Origin of the sequence: Nostoc sp. UIC 10607 (assembly GCF_047228265.1) — a bacterium.
Classification (GTDB): domain Bacteria; phylum Cyanobacteriota; class Cyanobacteriia; order Cyanobacteriales; family Nostocaceae; genus Nostoc; species Nostoc foliaceum_A.
This window is the reverse complement of sequence record NZ_JBIQNW010000004.1, coordinates 172,294-188,644: the sequence shown is the minus strand read 5'-3', so window position 1 is coordinate 188,644 and position 16,351 is coordinate 172,294. Positions and strand designations below refer to the sequence as shown.

13 protein-coding genes are annotated in these 16,351 nt (G+C 41.1%); 3 read left to right on the top strand and 10 right to left on the bottom strand.

Annotation, left to right across the window (positions count from 1 at the left end):
• Nucleotides 1–322: 322 nt before the first annotated feature.
• On the top strand, nt 323–781 hold the full coding sequence (locus ACEYW6_RS05615) for a YbhB/YbcL family Raf kinase inhibitor-like protein (RefSeq protein WP_412978945.1): 459 nt from the start codon (nt 323–325) through the stop codon (nt 779–781).
• 75 nt (nt 782–856) lie between these two features.
• On the opposite strand, the gene ACEYW6_RS05610 is transcribed toward ACEYW6_RS05615, so the two are convergent.
• Both ACEYW6_RS05610 and ACEYW6_RS05605 read right to left on the bottom strand, forming a co-directional pair.
• Complete coding sequence (locus ACEYW6_RS05610; RefSeq protein ID WP_412978944.1) at nt 857–1,492, bottom strand: hypothetical protein; 636 nt, start codon at nt 1,490–1,492, stop codon at nt 857–859.
• Between the two features lie 354 nt (nt 1,493–1,846).
• Nucleotides 1,847–2,173, bottom strand: coding sequence for a YbjQ family protein (locus ACEYW6_RS05605; protein ID WP_412978943.1), 327 nt, complete (start codon nt 2,171–2,173; stop codon nt 1,847–1,849).
• 685 nt (nt 2,174–2,858) lie between these two features.
• Between ACEYW6_RS05605 and ACEYW6_RS05600 the strand changes: the two genes are divergently transcribed.
• A complete protein-coding gene (locus tag ACEYW6_RS05600; protein WP_190894007.1) occupies nt 2,859–3,539 on the top strand; it encodes a tetratricopeptide repeat protein in 681 nt (226 codons plus the stop codon).
• 2 nt (nt 3,540–3,541) lie between these two features.
• Here the strand turns inward: ACEYW6_RS05600 and ACEYW6_RS05595 are convergent, their stop codons facing one another.
• From ACEYW6_RS05595 to ACEYW6_RS05575, 5 genes are all read right to left on the bottom strand, one after another.
• Nucleotides 3,542–4,444, bottom strand: a complete 903-nt coding sequence (locus tag ACEYW6_RS05595; protein WP_412978942.1) for an ABC transporter ATP-binding protein — start codon at nt 4,442–4,444, stop codon at nt 3,542–3,544.
• Between the two features lie 239 nt (nt 4,445–4,683).
• Nucleotides 4,684–4,935, bottom strand: a complete 252-nt coding sequence (locus ACEYW6_RS05590; RefSeq protein WP_412978941.1) for a hypothetical protein — start codon at nt 4,933–4,935, stop codon at nt 4,684–4,686.
• A 2-nt stretch (nt 4,936–4,937) separates the two neighbouring features.
• A complete protein-coding gene (locus ACEYW6_RS05585; RefSeq protein WP_412978940.1) occupies nt 4,938–5,789 on the bottom strand; it encodes a hypothetical protein in 852 nt (283 codons plus the stop codon).
• A 165-nt stretch (nt 5,790–5,954) separates the two neighbouring features.
• Complete coding sequence (locus tag ACEYW6_RS05580; protein WP_190894003.1) at nt 5,955–6,731, bottom strand: RNA polymerase sigma factor SigF; 777 nt, start codon at nt 6,729–6,731, stop codon at nt 5,955–5,957.
• Nucleotides 6,732–7,543: 812 nt separating this feature from the next.
• Entirely contained in the window at nt 7,544–8,377 is an 834-nt protein-coding gene (locus ACEYW6_RS05575) for a photosystem II manganese-stabilizing polypeptide (protein ID WP_190894002.1), read from the bottom strand.
• Nucleotides 8,378–9,211: 834 nt separating this feature from the next.
• On the opposite strand from ACEYW6_RS05575, the gene ACEYW6_RS05570 reads away from it, so the two are divergent.
• Nucleotides 9,212–9,559 carry a hypothetical protein gene (locus tag ACEYW6_RS05570; RefSeq protein WP_196513003.1) on the top strand — a complete coding sequence of 116 codons (348 nt, stop codon included), beginning with the start codon at nt 9,212–9,214 and terminating at the stop codon, nt 9,557–9,559.
• A gap of 108 nt (nt 9,560–9,667) precedes the next feature.
• On the opposite strand, the gene ACEYW6_RS05565 is transcribed toward ACEYW6_RS05570, so the two are convergent.
• From ACEYW6_RS05565 to ACEYW6_RS05555, 3 genes are read right to left on the bottom strand one after another with little or no spacing between them, the layout of a single operon-like run.
• Nucleotides 9,668–14,719 carry a hypothetical protein gene (locus tag ACEYW6_RS05565; protein ID WP_412978939.1) on the bottom strand — a complete coding sequence of 1,684 codons (5,052 nt, stop codon included), beginning with the start codon at nt 14,717–14,719 and terminating at the stop codon, nt 9,668–9,670.
• A 3-nt stretch (nt 14,720–14,722) separates the two neighbouring features.
• Nucleotides 14,723–14,854: a hypothetical protein gene (locus ACEYW6_RS05560; protein ID WP_277926741.1), complete on the bottom strand. Its 132-nt coding sequence runs from the start codon at nt 14,852–14,854 to the stop codon at nt 14,723–14,725.
• Nucleotides 14,836–16,167 (bottom strand): P-loop NTPase fold protein, encoded by a 1,332-nt coding sequence (locus ACEYW6_RS05555; RefSeq protein WP_190893999.1) that lies wholly within the window; start codon nt 16,165–16,167, stop codon nt 14,836–14,838. The genes ACEYW6_RS05560 and ACEYW6_RS05555 overlap by 19 nt, the downstream gene beginning before the upstream one ends.
• Nucleotides 16,168–16,351 lie beyond the last annotated feature (184 nt).

Here is a 16,351-nt window from a genome sequence, read left to right as displayed (position 1 = left end):
GATATCAGTTTTCGATTTCATCAATTCATTGACTTTTCAAATTTAGCTACCAAATCTTCTCTATTCATGGCTCTTTAGAAAGAAATATTAAGGGCTAATGCTTAACTTTGGATATACAACTAAAGTTACTCTTTGCTATATAAAAAAGGAGAAATTAATGCATTATGGAGAATGAATATATGAATTAAAGCCTGCGTAGTAGTACTTTGCTAGCTAGTTTTGGGAGCTTTTAGTAAGGACTAAATTACTTACTACGAACTGGCTCACCCAGCAATTTCAACTTGACAGACTAGTAGTGGAAATCCCAAAAAGAGGTAAAACTATGAAATTGGAAAGCAGTGTCTTTGAGGCTAATGATTTAATTCCTGCTAAATACACCTGTGACGGTGAAGATATTTCCCCACCCATCGCCTGGGATGAAGTTCCCATAGAAACAGAAAGCATAGTATTAATTGTTGATGACCCTGATGCACCCGGACGGACATTTGTTCATTGGGTTGTTTACGACATTCCAGCGACAGTTCGCCAATTACCAGAACATATAGCGACTGTAAAAACTCTACCCAATGGCGGAGTCCAGGGAAAAAATGATTTTGGCAAGTTTGGTTACGGTGGGCCATGTCCACCCAGTGGCATTCATCGCTACTTTTTCAAACTTTATGCCATAGATAAAAAGTTGGGTTTATCAGCAGGGGCTAGCAAAAACCAACTTTTAGCAGCAATTGATAGTCATATTTTGGCAACGGCAGAATTAATTGGACGCTACAAACGCCAGTCTTAAATAATCAACAAAAAGCACCTTGAAAAAAGGTGCTTTAATTTAAAATAAATAACATTTGATTTTTCAGACAATTCTTTAAGCAGTGTAATTGTTAGTCCGGGGACTGCGAGCACCAGCTACGGCTCCCATCATTGCGGCTACTAAACCCAATAAGGAACCAAATACAAACCACCACAATCCCGAACGTACATTTGCTGCAATCTCACGAGCTTGCTGAGCAGTTACGTTTGTTTGGGGTATGTTGGGGGTAGTACCTTGCTGTTGTACCTGATTTATTACTTCCCCGGCGTTGGAAGCAGCAACACCAAAAGCACCCGATACTCCACTTGCAAATAGCCACGAGCTAACTGCCAAAGTCGTTGCCCAAAGAATTGCGCCATTAAGAAGAGCTGTATTGCGGTTCATCGGGCCACAAGCACGCGCTGTAACCCATCCACCAGTAAATAGAGAAATTAGTAAAGCGATCGTTGACCAAAGTCCTGCATTACCCGCAGCATTAGGAGCAATTGTTCTGGGTGCACCTGAACCTTCAACTGCGCCTGCGGCAACAGCACCAATTATAGCGCTTAAAATTAATTGAGTGGCTAAAGAAACCAACAAACCAGAAATAATAGGTCCCCAGCGAACAAGATCATGATATTCAGCTACTCGTCCTGCTACCACAGGCTCAGTAGGAATAACGTCATTACCTGTCCGATTTACGTATGACATAGTTTATGTTCTCCAGTGCTGTTTCAGCAAAGTTTTTCTCAAGGTATATTCATGTTTATGCTTAAAATTAAATAGCAAAATCACCTGTTTTTATATCTATCAATAGAAATAGTTAATGAATCTATCTTTAGTAATAAAAAACAAACAGATTGAAAAGAAAACTAATCGACTTCAGGATTTATTTATGATTTAATGTTTTTGCAGAGATTTCCCACAGAATTTTTTAATTTAAATTACATTTATTAACTTCTATAATAATCTAGCTTGAGTTTTCAAAACAATTAGACTCAAGACAAAACTTTTTAACCCTTCTTAAAAAAGAATAAAAAAGTAATATATACCGCCAATAAAAAATTAACGCATCTTTACAGCAGTGCCTGTGGCAGTAATCAACAAAAGAACTCCTGACTGGTCAATATTGATTGTGCCAGTATCAAGTTCAATCCCAATCACAGCATTTGCTCCTAAGCGTTGTGCTCGTTGTTCTAATTCTTCTAATGCCTTGCGTTGACCCTGCTCAAATAGACGTTCATAGCTGCCGGTGCGTCCACCAATAATATCTCGAATACCAGCCAAAAAATCCCGCAAGAAATTGCTGCCGTAGACTACTTCTGCTGTCACAATGCCTAAATATGACTCAATAACGGCTCCTTGAATCACATCAGTGGTAGTTATAATCATAAATTAGCCTCCCAGATAGCATATAGGTTAATATTTATTATTCAGAATACACATACAAAACTAGTTTGTGTTGATACAAGTTTGATAAACATCCTCTCACACAAGTTTAGATTGCGATTGCTTCCAGCGGGAGCGAAGTAACATCGCAAATTCGCTCTCATTGATAGTATCCTGCCGACTAAAAACTAGAATTTGAAGGAACACTTTACTTGTTAAATTGATCTTACCGTGTAATGACCAAAAAAGGGTGTAAACGCCTGGATTGCAGTTTTATAAAGGGTAGTATAAAAGACTATAAATGTAAGAGAAATTGGATACAGAGTCAGCAAATTATTAAATTAAATAACAAACAGTAATGAATGTTAAACCCTCTGAGATTAGCGCATCGCCTCTCTAAGATTAAGTTAGATGCCTGTTAGATTTTTCTAAATGACACGTAGAACTACTGATCTAAAAAGTGTCATTTTTCTATTCTACTGATTTATATGTAGGGTCACTTCATCTGAACTTGATATCTTACACTTTATTATTCAGTAAAAACTCTGTATTATAGTGCTGATTGTAAAGGAAAGAGTGGATGAACTATTAACATCTTAATCAATGCGAGGAAATACAGTTTTCAAAAGTCCATATTTTTGTTTTAATGTACAAGAAAAAAGTCCTCTAAAATTTCAGGAAATTTACTGTGTACAAGCCAACATCATTTGTGTTGAGTGTGGTGTTATTAGGATGTTTTGCCTTCACTATACCTTCAGTGGTTCAGGCTCAGGTATTAGTGGCACAAGGCAAAAACCCAGAGTTAAAGCAACTACTAGAAGAAGGACGGAGGTTAGTGGATACTGGCGATTATGGTGGTGCGATCGCAGTTTATCAGCAAGCAGCTAGGCTAGATCCCAAAAATGCTAAAATTCATTCAGGTATTGGCTACTTATATGCTCAACAGGGAAATTACCAGGCGGCATTAACAGCTTATCGTCGTGCGATCGCCATCAACCCTAACAATAGTGATTTTTACTACGCCGTGGGTTACATCAAAGCCAATTTGGGCGACACACCTGGGGCAAAGGAAGGCTACCGTCGTGCCATACAGCTGAACCGTAACAACGTTAATGCCTATTTAGGATTGGCTGTGACGCAATCGCGTATGGGAGACTATACTGCTGCTACCTGGGCATATCAACAAGCAATCGACTTGGATAAGAACAACGCCCAGACTTATGAGTTAATGGGTTCGATGTATAAACAGCGGCGACAAACCAAACAAGCCAACAGCTTGCTTCAGAAAGCGCGTGACTTGTACAAGCGGCGCAATGACTCAGAAGGGGTGGACAGAGTAGAAGCCATGCTGCGACAGTTAGGAGGATGAGGTTAATCTAACTGGCATCCCGTTAATTCCACAAAAATATCTTCTAGGTTGGAGGGACGCACCATCATTCCGGTTTTATCGGGCTGTTCATTCAAGTAGATGTTCGCTTCTTCTAGAGATGGGAAAAACAAATATTCCCAGCTACGGGCGCTATCACTTCCCACTTCAGACACACCCAATTGCTTCATCACCAAACCTTCACCGTGAACGGAACGGAGCTGTTGTAAAGTTCCTAAAGAAATCAGCTTACCGCTATCCATAATACCGATGCGCCCTGGCTTGGTAGAGCCAAAGGCATCGCACAAAAATTCGACCTCATCCATATAATGGGTCGTCAGTAGCATCGTCATCCCCTGCTTATTCAAATCTCGAATAATTTCCCAGAGGCGTCGCCTGGTTTGGGGGTCTAGTCCTACCGTTGGTTCATCCAAAAACAGAATTTGCGGTTGATGCAATAAAGCTCTCGCTATCTGCAATCGTCGTTTCATACCCCCAGACAGGGTTTTTACCAAATCATCACGTTTTTCTGCTAGCTCAACATACTCTAGCCATCGATTAATGAGCTTTTGTCGCTGCGGGTTGCTAATGTGATGTAGCCTTCCGTGCAGTTCCATATTTTCCCAAACGCTTAAATCGTTATCCACACTGATTTGCTGCAAGACTACGCCAATACTTTGTTTTGCCAGTATGGCTTGGCTCATGACATCATATCCACCTACTTCTATCCGTCCTTGCGATGGTTTCGTTAGTGTAGTCAGCATCCGAATTGTGGTTGATTTACCCGCACCGTTGGGACCGAGTAGAGCAAATATTTCCCCCGCTTCAATTTTGAATGATAAGTCATTCACTACAGGTACATTGTTGTAAAACTTGTAGACGTTTTCTAGAAAGACAGCAGCAGTCATAGTCACTTTGCTCCAATTAAAAATTTAAAATCACCGAAGTAATTATACTGATTACCTGTGAGGTTTCTACAGAAATTGGGACTTAAGCCCCAAGTCTGACCTGCATTTTGATTTTGTGCAGTTGCACAAAGAATTAGTATGAAGTCGTTATACACCATAGTCTTACTTAATCATTCATGAACAACAAAATTCCCGACTTCTCTAAGAAATCGGGAATCTGAGGCTTCGATTTTCACAAATCAAATAGGATTCATATAGCGATTTTGATAGTAAGCCAAAATTTGGTTAACTCGTTGCCGACTTTCTGAACCATAATTTACTGTCCACGAGATGGACAAGGCACCAATTTGACTTTGATTGTAATCAAACTGTTGGGATGATTGGGGAATTAAATCCACTTCTACCCCTTCAACTTGATGTAAATGAGCTGCTATCTCTCTATAGACAGCTAAAGGCAAACCAGCAAATTCAATTTTTTCCTTAGTCTCCATCTCTATGAAGCTCCAACATTAAAAGGACTTGAGGAGGGTGTTGTCACTGAAATAGGATTGCCGATAGCAGATGCAGCTGACGGCGTTGAATTGACAGCCCCTTCCCCTACCATTTTGGCAACTTCAATACCATATTGTTCCAAAATCACGATAGGGTTATAGCCCTGATTCATTTCAATACGTTTAACCAGTACGCCATTCGCCAATCGCTGTCCCGCCTGCACATATCGACTCGTCGGCTCATCTGGTACTTTGATAATTGCCTGCGGTTCCTTACTAATTAGAACTACACCAGTCACAAGAACTGCCCTTGCTAACTCAGGTTGTGCTGGTGGTGGCAATACAGATACTAAAGTCGGGTTGGGGACAACTTGAGGCAAAACCCTAGGCAAGACTGAAGTCAAAGTAGGATTGACTTTTTTTGGTACAGAAGCAATGTTATTTTTCTTTTGATTTAAAGCTATGCTGCCTGTTGGAAGTTTTCGGACTGCTAGCGATGCAGTAGGTAACTTAGGCAACACGGGAACAGGTCTTCCCGATGTTTTAGGCATTCCCGGAACTGTCTGCCCAAAAATTTGTGCAAACGGGTCAGCCCGGTCTTTTGATACCAGAACAAACCGTGCCCGCTCTGTAGCATTAGTTGATTGAATCAAGTTAGCAGATGCAGGAGTAACTGGTGAAACCTGTTTGGCAGGTATCACTGGATTCTTAAAGGATTGAGTCGCTGGTGGCGACTTTACTACTATTTTAGGAATCGGCGCAGGATTGATGGCTTGTTGTGTATCTTCAGAAGCACATCCAGCGATCGCTAAGGTTAAAATAGCTGCAATTGTAATTTTTGAATTTCTGCCCATGAGCTGTTCTCAAAAGCCATTAGAAAATTGAAAAGTGGAAATCAACATGCCTGAAATTTGTATCAAAGGCAAAGTCTGTTCCCTTTATAACCTAATTTTTTACATTTCAAGGGTTATTTTTAGCACTTATAGCCCAGCATAACTGCGTATTCGGTTTATTGGGCGTCAATCTTCTGTTACACCCATAAGCTGTTTCATCAAATCCAGGCCTTTCTTGACTCTACGGGAAACCGTTACGACACTGATTCCCAGATGTTCTGCAACTTGTTTTTGTGTCAAATCTTGCAAAAACACACATTCCAATACATCGCGGGTGCGTTGTTCGAGTTGAACCAATGCTTGTTGCAAGCGAAGTTGGTCTTCTTGTGCTAGTTGAAAGCTGCGATAGTGAGGATCTGGAACCAATTCTCCCAAACAGGTAGAGCCTTCTTCTCCATCTTGGATTGGCACATCGAGACTCAAGGGAGCGCGATTTACCCATGCTAATTTAATTTCTTGCCATTCATTTGGAGAAATTTCCAGTGCTGTTGCTAATTCGGAGTCTGTTGGTTGACGATTATGCTTTTCACGCCAAGAACGTGAAACTCCTATTGCTTGCTGTTGCAGTGCTAACCACTTCCGAGGAATTCGCACGGTGACACCTTTATCTCGGAGATAGTGTTGAATTTCACCCCGAATATAGGGAAGAGCATAGGAACTAAAGGCATGTCCCTTAGAAATTTCAAATTTTTCAATCGCTCTAATTAAACCCAAACATCCAACCTGGAGCAAATCATCGTAGGTTTCATGACATTGATTTGTCCAGTAGTGAGCTTCTTTTCTCACAAGTCCAAAATTGAGTTTTACCAGCTTATTGCGAACATTTTCTGACCGAGATTGCTGATATTCTCGCAACAACTGCCAAATTTCATGTTTTAGTTCATTGGTGACTGTGGTAGGCATAGCACCGTGTTTATTGAGTAAATCAACAATCAATTACTCACTTTTAAACTCAGCTGCGATCGCACGATATCAAAGACAATATCATGCTATATGTCCTTGCAAACTCTATGGTAGATAACAACATTTTTCTAGAAAAAATTTCATAGAGTTGCTTGAAAATCGAGCAAAGTTTAAAGGGGCAAAATTGGTATTTAGTTTGTTATTGCTCTTTGGTATGATCTGTAGCTGTTTTTATAACTACATAGAAATAAAATATAAAATTAGTTACTAAATATCAAACCGAGATTGTACTTAATTTTAATTAATTAATGGTGAAGCTAATTTATATAAACAAAATAACAGTAGTCGGAATTTTGTTGGATAAGCAAAAGTTTTGTTTACAGTAAAAATACGTGTAAATTCAACCAAAATTCATTCAACAATTAAAAATTACTAATAATATTTAGAAAATACTGCGTATATTTACGCAAGTCAACAAAAAAAGGGCGAGATGCCCTTTGTTGTATTTAAATCCTTAGTCTTTTAATAAAAGGGAAAAAGTTAAGGTGTGAATTTAAACCTTTCCCCTCTTTAAAAAAAACCTATCTAGCTCCTGAAAAAAAGGCAGGGCTGTTTCATCCTTTCAAAGCCTCTTGAAAAGTTGGGTAGAAGGGAAGGAAGAATTTTTCTCTTGTCTACCCTTGAACCTTTGTCTCTTTTCGTCTCTAATAATGCTTTTATAGGAATGAAACAGCCCTGAAGTTAACTTTTGTTATGAAACCTGATGTTTACAGAATTGTAGTTCTGAATGCCAGTCAGTTACCTAAGAGAGTTTAGCCACGAGTCGGTTCAACCCGTGCAAAGAATAGACCGCGAATCTTAACTTCTTTAGGTTCGCCAGCACCTAAATCTGTATCAGATGGCTGTTCGCTCTCAAAAGTACCAGCAATTTCACCACTAGAGCTATCTACTTTCGCGATTTGCAGAGAAATCTTGCCATTAAGATTTTCAGCACGCTTGACGTTAGTGCGGGTAAGTTCTTCATCATCCGCTTGGGCGGGGAGAGCCACGGCATTATCGTAGCCACTGACGACACCACGACCCTTAGGATCTAAGAAGGCAGCACCACGATAGGAAGGAACCTTGAAGGTGCCTTCAAAGTCCGTGGAGGTGTTAATACTGGTCAAATTGGGTTGGGTTTGAGCAACCAAGTTTTTGATGGTGAAGAGGAAAGGTACTCGCTCACCACCAGGAAGTTGCACAGTGATGGCTTGAAAGTCAAGACCATCAGTTTCCACAAAGGTCAAGCTATTATCTGGGTTGATTTTTAGGTTGCCTTGCACCTGGTCAATAGTGGAAGTGTATCTGGTCAACAATTTACCAGCAACAAATTCTGCTTCTTGCCGTTTATTAGCAGGTTCTTCTTTGATGAAAAAGCTAGTTGGTTCTAAGCAAAGTTCTTTGATGGCATAGGACTGGCTAGAATCAATGGCAATGGAGCCACGGCTTGTTTCTGCTAGTTGGGGGCATTTGTTAGCCAAGCCAGTCCCGCGAATTTGATCGTAGGTGAGTACATCTCTACTACTAGTAGCAGGAGCATCACTACAAGCAGTTATAAGCCCCAGGCACAAAGCCAAGAATGCAACAATTAAAGCGCGATACCTCATGGTCAACCTCAATCTCAAAAATTAATATCTAAGTTGTAAAACTGCATCGAAGCTTTGATCTCTGACGAGAAGCCATCCCCGATCGGACAGTGTGTTGCTCTGATTGCAAGAGTTGAAACAAGTGTCCGGGCGTATAGGTTGGAAGTCGCCGCTCAAACTTTTCTCTGCTAAACGTACTTAAACGTTTCACTCTTTTGAGCTTGGGGTGTAAGAAACCCCAGACTAAGTAGTACACTGCATCCATTTTGGATGTGTGTAACTAGGAGAGCAAAAAACCAGCAGTTTTACTGTTGGTGGCATTTGTTTAGAGTTGGGCGCGTGGATGAGTAAGCCCCACACAGAGCGGCATAAGTACTTGCCTCAAAGAGCGCAAAGAGAGGTGTCTACTTCGCACTTTACTTTTGCCACAGGCAAAAGCGGCATCGCCCAAGTCTTTTTGTATTATGTATGTTACGCCACTACATACAGCCCATTGTTTGATTGGGAAATCAGCCAGATCATACGATTTTTTTTAACTCAAAATCAAAGTACTCAAAATCCAACAAAGTCTCGTCCTGATCACATCTAGCTGCCGTGGAGGCTATGCTAAAGGTTACTACGCTCTTTTAAGAGCGATCGCAATTGCCTTTGATAAAGATACAAATCTAGTTATTTTCACCCCTTACTCAGGCAAGTGAGGGATGTAAGACACGAGGATTTCAGAAAAAATCCATCTAGAAGCTTACAGAAGGTTCATTTTCTTTACTCCTTGTCTAGAGTAGCTATTGGCAAACTAGGGAAAATTAAAAATCTCCGGTAAATTTGAGTTGACCTCATTTATACGGAAAGGATGGCATGAGCGATAACAAAAATCTGGAATCAGGGGAGTTTTCCTGTAAACTGCAAGCGATCGCAACTGTGGTGTATGATGCAGTTCAGGGCTGTGAAGGTGATACTGTAACTCTTTTGGCTTTGCTGCGGCAATTAGAGCATTTACACCGAGAGATCCGGGATGGGGTTTTTCAAGAGAGTTTGCCTGTTAACCGTCGGCAACTCTACTCATTGCTGAAAGATATTGAGTCTGAGGGAGGCTGGCCTTATATTGAGCGTATGAGACTACAAGCCTTTTTAGCGAATTTGCCACAAGAAGCTCCCGCAGAAAATAATCATGAAGTTTTGGAGAGCGATCGCTCCTTTAGTTGATCATGTCAAAAATTATTTTCTAGCTCTGAATTAACAATGATCGCCTCATCAACCGCTAAACCAAGAGCGGTTGCCCATTGAGGCTTCAAGCTAATTCGTAATTCGTAATTAAAAAGGTTTTGCGCTAATTATACCATCACAAAGAATGCGATCGCGCTTTTCAAGATTGCGGTTGTGCTTGAGGTAATCACCCACCCAGTCGCAACCACGAACAAGCAGATCATCAAGATGTAAATTCCATAGAATGATCGTGTTGTCATCACTAGCTGATGCTAGTGTTTGACCATCTGGGCTAAAACTGACACTTAATACCGCAGCGCGATGCCCATTGAGACTTTTAATTAATTTGCCTTCACGGCTCCAGAGTTTCACTGTACTGTCCCAACTGGCGGCAGCGAGCAATTCACCATTGGGACTGAAAGTTACAGCATTGACGCTATCGCTGTACCCCTTTAACAAGGTTTTTAACAACGTACCATCCTGTCGCCACAGTTTCACAGTATTATCCCAGCTAGCAGAAGCCAGTAACTCGTCAGTGGGACTAAAGCTGACACCTAACACCCAACTGTCATGGGGCGAAAAAGTTTTGAGCAAAGTACCATCCCGACTCCACAGTTTCACAGTTTGGTCATCACTGGCAGAGGCTATAACCTGACTATCAGGACTAAAATTTACGCTATTCACCCAGCCCTGATGCCCCACTAAAGTTTTGATTAACTTGCCTTCACGGTTCCAGAGCTTCACCGTTTTATCTTTGCTAGCTGTTACCAAAAACTGACCATTTGGGCTGAAATTCACGCTCATCACACTATCGCTATGCCCGCGGAGAGTCTTGATTAAAGTACCTTCAAGCCGCCAAAGTTTCACAGTCTTGTCATAACTTCCTGAGGCCAGCATTTCACCTTTGGGGTCGAAACTGACACTAGGAACTTTATTTGTGTGCCCTACTAAAGTTTTGTAAAGTCGGGTTTTGACTTCGCCACTACTGGTGTCTCGTTGCCAAAGTTTGACAGTGCGATCGCTACTACCAGAAGCTAGCATCTGACCGTCAGGACTCCAAGCAACGCTCAAAACTCGCTTCTGATGTCCTTGAAGAATAGACGGTGTTGGGGCATCTAAACTCCATAGTTTCACGCTTTTGTCGAAACTTCCTGAAGCCAGCAATTTGTTATTTGGACTGAAAGCGATGCTGACAACAGTATCGCTGTGTCCTTTGAAGGTTTTGAGTAAAGTACCAGTGATACTCCAGAGGTTTATGGTATTGTCTTCACCTGCGGAAGCTAACTTTTTACTATCGGAACTAAAGCTCAAACTCCAAACTGTACTGCTATGCTGTCGTAAACTTTTGTAAAGACGAAAGTCAAAACCATCTTTAGTCCTGTTACTTTCTTGTCGCCAAAGTTTTACTGTCTTGTCTCGACCTGTTGATGCCAAAAATTTACCGTCCGGGCTAAAAACAGCTATAACCACACCCTGCTGATGACCCTGCAAAGTTTTAACGAGGCTACCGTCCTGTCGCCAGATTTTCACTGTTTTGTCGTCGCTGGCCGAGGCGATGAATTGCCCATCAGGACTGAAGTTTACCCAGTTAACCCACCCTCGGTGTCCCCTCAGTATTTTTACTATGCTACCGTCTTTGCGCCAGAGTTTTAGGGTTGTATCCTTACTGGCAGTAGCTAACAACTCGCCATCAGGACTGAAATTAACGCTATAAACCCAATCTTTATGCCCTTTCAGGGTTTTATATGGCTTAGACCCAAATTCACCTGTAACCGGGTTTTTGTGCCAGATTTGCACTGTTTTGTCGAGGCTGGCAGATGCTAGGGTTTGACCATCCGGGCTGAAACTTACACAGGTGACAGCATCAGTGTGACCCTTGAGGGTTTGGAGTAAGGTACCGTCAGGACGCCAAATTTTCACTGTTTGATCTCGGCTACCTGACGCTAGCAATTGACCATCTGGGCTGAAAGCTACTCCCCAGACAACATCAGCGTGCCCTTCCAGACGGTTAACCTCCGTTACTCCATAAACTGCCTGTTGTAGGGCTGTCACCACCCGCATTCGAGTATCTGGTTGCACGACCTCTGCCTGTTTAAGTCCTCTCCAAGCGCGTAAACTTTCTAATAGAGCATCAAACTCTTTATTAGACGCAAACAAAGCTTCGCTAGCAGCAGTGATTGCACTAATTTTCAAATTGGTTTCACTGCGTTCAGCTCGTAGGGTTTGGCGAATTGCTGCTCCTTTTTGCAAGTCGGCTTGCCACCATAATGCTGCTATTGTTCCTCCCATGATTGCCAGCACTGCGCCTGCTATCCGTGCTTCCCGCAGGCGCCGTTGCAATATCAAATTGAGTTGCTTTTGACTCAGCTGTTGGGCAACTTCAGCTTTAGTTTTTTCAAGTTTGATTTTTTCTAATTCGGCGAGCATACCATAATTGTTCTTTTGGCGAATTGGTTCAACTAAATAATCGTGAACTAGCTGGTAGCGATCGCCTAATTCTTCTCTGACTCGCAACACCAAACCTGAACCCACCAATATTTCTAAAATTAGTTCTCCAACTGTGTCAAAGCTTGATATTGTATCTATATCATGATTATTAACTAATGCAGTCGCTAAATCAGCTTTAGTTTTTAACGGTCGTGTGCCTTTTTCATCAGTTAACTCAAATAATAGTTTCCAAGTTAACTCTTTGTTTTCCTTACCACAGTCTTTAATAACCTCCCCAAGCCAGCGTTCCACCAATTTTGCCGAGCCACCGCAAAGCTTGTATTGTCCGAGTGTGGTAATGTTTTCTATTTGTAGTTGAGCGCCAACTATTTGTAATTCAATTGGATGTACTTCATCTAGTTCTCCTGTCAAATCCTGGACTAATCGGTTAATTAATTCATCACTCAGTTCATAATGTGAACGTTGAGTAAGACTATGAATTATGGCTTTAGCATCCTGGCTAGAGAATTTTCCTAGGTAGTAGCGAATGTCCTTATCGAGAATATTTTTATTAATTACGCCTAAATCATATTGCCCAATACTATTTTTTTGGCTCAAACGTTCAAATTCTAGTAAATGATGTAAATAATCTTCTCTTAATGACAGAATAATTTTGACATATGAAATATTTAAACATTGACTAAAAAATTGGTAAAATTCTATTCTTTGCGTGGGAATATTGCTAATAAAGAAAAATTCTTCAAACTGGTCTAATATGATAATTATTGTATAATTCCGCTCGGTTGCTAACCGAATTTTTTCTAGCAGTATAGTGGGTGTAGAGTCAGGATTAACCGATATTCCTGTGTATGCTAGCACTTGGTTTAGATTGCTTACTAAAACTGTGAGCCAATCAGTGTAAACAGACAAAACAATAGGTATAGGAATACGTTCACCAATAACTTTTTCCTTCAGCGCTGGTACTAAACCAGCTTTGATAATTGAACTTTTACCCACACCAGATGGTCCATAAATTACTGTGAGTTTGTAGTCAGCACGAGTAATTCTTTCAATCAAACGATTGACATCTTGCTGCCGTCCAGAAGCAGATATTTCTTGGGCAACACCCTCAGGAACAAACGGTATTTTTTGAGGTTCCAATGCTGGGTTAATTCTAGAGCGTTGCGGCTGCAATTGACTTGCCCCGATAAAAGCACGAAAGCCATACTGATGTTCTATTTGGATTTTTTCTTGCTTGAGCTTAAAGGCTTCTATATAGTCATGACGCTCAAAAAAGTAAAGCGATCGCAGTTCTTCTAAAATCTCTAAATAAAGTGATGGCTGATGTTGTAGCTCACAAACTACCCTCGCCCATTCCAGGTTATTGATAGCTTCTTCAGACTCACCTAGATGCCGCTGTGTACGTGCGAGCAAGAGAAGATACCAACTTTCTTGTCGTCGTGTTCGCAAAGCGTCTCGCAGAGAAACTTCCGTTGCTTCTTCGGAGATAGAAAGTGCTGTATTTGCTAATTCATGAGCCAGTACCCAATTCGACTCCGAAGCTGCCACATTTGCCAAAAAGCCATAATTTTGAGCAACTTGTGCTGAACTTCCGTAGGTGTTATGCAGAAGTAATGATTTTTGAGCTAATTTTTTTAAGTCATCCCAGGCTTGTAAACGTTGTAGCATTTCACAAGCAGGTAAAATAAATTTAGCAACTAAGTCTTCTCTTTGTACTTCTTCCAATACTTCCAAGCATTGTTTAAACCACAAGAGAGCATGTTCACAATAGCTACTATTACTATTCTGGTATAAGTCTGCCATTCGGTGATAACACAGCCCCAGATGGAATAATACTATTGCTTGCTTGAGTAGAGACGAGGGAGGGGTAGGGTGAGGACATGAAAGGGGGAAAGAAGAATTATTCTCCCACTCTGCTAGTCTCCTCATTTCCTGCTGCCACAATGCTAGGCTTCTTTGATAATTGGCTAAAGCACCATTAATTTGATCGTTGGCGTATTTATCTCGCCCCAACACAAATTCTAAACTAGCTTCTAATCCTGGTGTTAATTGAAAGCCATAGAGGCGTACTAAATCATTACGGGCTGATTCTATTTCATGACGGTGTTGGGACTTAGGATCTAAATCTAAAGAGGCGTTAGATAAAAATGTTTCAGCACCTGCTTCTAATACTTTGGCAAATAGAGATTCTGCCTCTTGGTGGATCAAAGCAATTAAATCTGCTTTTGCCATTTCAAATTTAATAGTGGTTGCAGCCCAACTTTTAAAATCAGGCGCTAATCTTGACAGCAATGATGCCACTTCATCTTGTAGCCACAATACCACTGGAAATGGAAAAGTCGTGGCATAGATATCTCGCGCTTGGTTGATGCCTGTAAGTAAGTTTTCAACGTCGATAGCTGACTCAATACCGAAAACCATAACAGCAGATGGCAAAGAGTCTGTAAGGACAGCAGGATTATCTAAAGATAGTTCTGAGACTATGGTGCTGTGTAAGGAAGTAGTTGATGGATTGAGAACAATTTCTCTGATATAGATATCTTTGGTAATGGAGCGAATATTTTCTAACATTTGCTCACGTAATTGCCCATAGTTACACCGAACTAAAATCAGGGCAAATTGACCTTCGGAAAGCGCGATCGCTCTAATCAGTCTTTGCAAAGTATGCTGATTTTCTTTGGTGTATATATGTAGCTGCTTGTCATTAGTCATTGGTTATTGGGCATTGGGCATGGGGTATTGGGTATTGGGCATCGGGCATTGGGCATTAGTTATTAGTCCAATGGCAAAGGACAAAGGACTAATGACAATGGACTCACCCAGCACTGTTACTTGTTTTGTTGCCAAACAAGGACTTTTTCTGTTTCTGCTAAGGCTGGACTGATGCCGAACCAGCGCCCCAGAGGATCACGATATTCAAACAGATACATGCTTCTTAGTAAACTCTGGTAGTCAGACTCACCTTTAACTCTCTGCTGCTGCACTACTTCAAACAATAATTCCCACTGGGATTCATCAATAGCTAATAGCAGATCGTCGCGGTAGTCCTTAATCACGGCTTCTAAGCAATCCCTAGAAAAAGGTGGATCTTGTCGTTGCAGGCAGCTATAAAGTAAACCCAATAAATTACGAATGTGACCGCCACTAACGCGACATAGACGATCCAAGGTTTGGGAGTGATCGAATAATTCTGTAATTAATAAAAGCCTTCCATTTAAAGGAACTTCTGGAAAAGCTCTTGCTAAGACTAACTGGCGCACTAATGACATCCCTGGTTCGTAGTCACTGCCATCTCTTTGCCGCACCAATACCATCGGCAGTACTTTTGGCGCAATCCCTCCTCCCAGACGATTTTTCAGTGTCTCATACTCATTGGAGAAAATTAACGTCAGGGGAATGGTGTAAACTAGGTGGCATTTAAGTCGGCGTAACTGTTCACCTCGGTCGATGAAAAGATATTCTGGTTGCGATCGCCCGGATGCTAAGGGACGCATATCCACTCGATCTAAATTATCTACAATCACTACTAGTCCTTTTTGACCCCGCAGCTTTAGCTGTTCAATAGCCTTTTCTAAAATTTCTTCGTTAATCGCTTGCAAAATACTATTCGTACGTGGTTCCAAATATTGCCTTAGTTGATTACGTAACTGGGTGCTATCTTTGGTTTTAGCGGTAATTTTGGCAATACCCAAGGACAACTCTGCTTGTCCAGAAAGCTCTATCGGACTTTGCAAAAAATCGCCTACTTCTTTAAACAAATTGGTAAAGTAACCAGGTTTGAGTTTGATGCTAATGCCTTCTAAACTAGCACTGACTTGACGGGCTACACTCAGCAAAATATCGCTGACATCAATATCTGCCATATCTAAATCTTGACTGGACTCAAAATAAACCACATGAAATCCTGCCAATTCTAGTTCTGTCTTGAGGCGCTGCAATTCCGTTGACTTACCGCAGCCAATATGACCTGTAAATAACTGGCAGGTTGGCTCATCAGGAGAAATTCGGCAGATAGTCCGCTGCAATTCTTCGACAATCTTGCAACCGCGGACATCAGCAAAATCTATGTAATATTGGCGATCTAGCACGTTACTTATATTAAGCGTGTAGCTTGGGTTACATGCTTTATAAAAACGTGACAAATTTAATGTCGTTTTCATGTATGTAGAGGTGTATGTAGATGTGTATGTAGATGCAGTTAATTCGTATTTTTTATACAAAAAATCTCTAGCCGGGATGTAAGCACACAATTAATTCGCAAGTTGGTAGTTTCTTGCAAAAGACAGCACTGATTACAGATCACTGTCAGTAGTATGGTAGAGATTTAGTTGACCCTAATAACCT

Coding starts and splice junctions, on each gene's coding strand:
- ACEYW6_RS05555 (WP_190893999.1), bottom strand. CDS start 16,167: ATGAAAACGACATTAAATTTGTCACGTTTTTATAAAGCATGTAACCCA.
- ACEYW6_RS05590 (WP_412978941.1), bottom strand. CDS start 4,935: ATGGAGACTAAGGAAAAAATTGAATTTGCTGGTTTGCCTTTAGCTGTC.
- ACEYW6_RS05605 (WP_412978943.1), bottom strand. CDS start 2,173: ATGATTATAACTACCACTGATGTGATTCAAGGAGCCGTTATTGAGTCA.
- ACEYW6_RS05615 (WP_412978945.1), top strand. CDS start 323: ATGAAATTGGAAAGCAGTGTCTTTGAGGCTAATGATTTAATTCCTGCT.
- ACEYW6_RS05570 (WP_196513003.1), top strand. CDS start 9,212: ATGAGCGATAACAAAAATCTGGAATCAGGGGAGTTTTCCTGTAAACTG.
- ACEYW6_RS05580 (WP_190894003.1), bottom strand. CDS start 6,731: ATGCCTACCACAGTCACCAATGAACTAAAACATGAAATTTGGCAGTTG.
- ACEYW6_RS05565 (WP_412978939.1), bottom strand. CDS start 14,719: ATGACTAATGACAAGCAGCTACATATATACACCAAAGAAAATCAGCAT.
- ACEYW6_RS05595 (WP_412978942.1), bottom strand. CDS start 4,444: ATGACTGCTGCTGTCTTTCTAGAAAACGTCTACAAGTTTTACAACAAT.
- ACEYW6_RS05610 (WP_412978944.1), bottom strand. CDS start 1,492: ATGTCATACGTAAATCGGACAGGTAATGACGTTATTCCTACTGAGCCT.
- ACEYW6_RS05585 (WP_412978940.1), bottom strand. CDS start 5,789: ATGGGCAGAAATTCAAAAATTACAATTGCAGCTATTTTAACCTTAGCG.
- ACEYW6_RS05575 (WP_190894002.1), bottom strand. CDS start 8,377: ATGAGGTATCGCGCTTTAATTGTTGCATTCTTGGCTTTGTGCCTGGGG.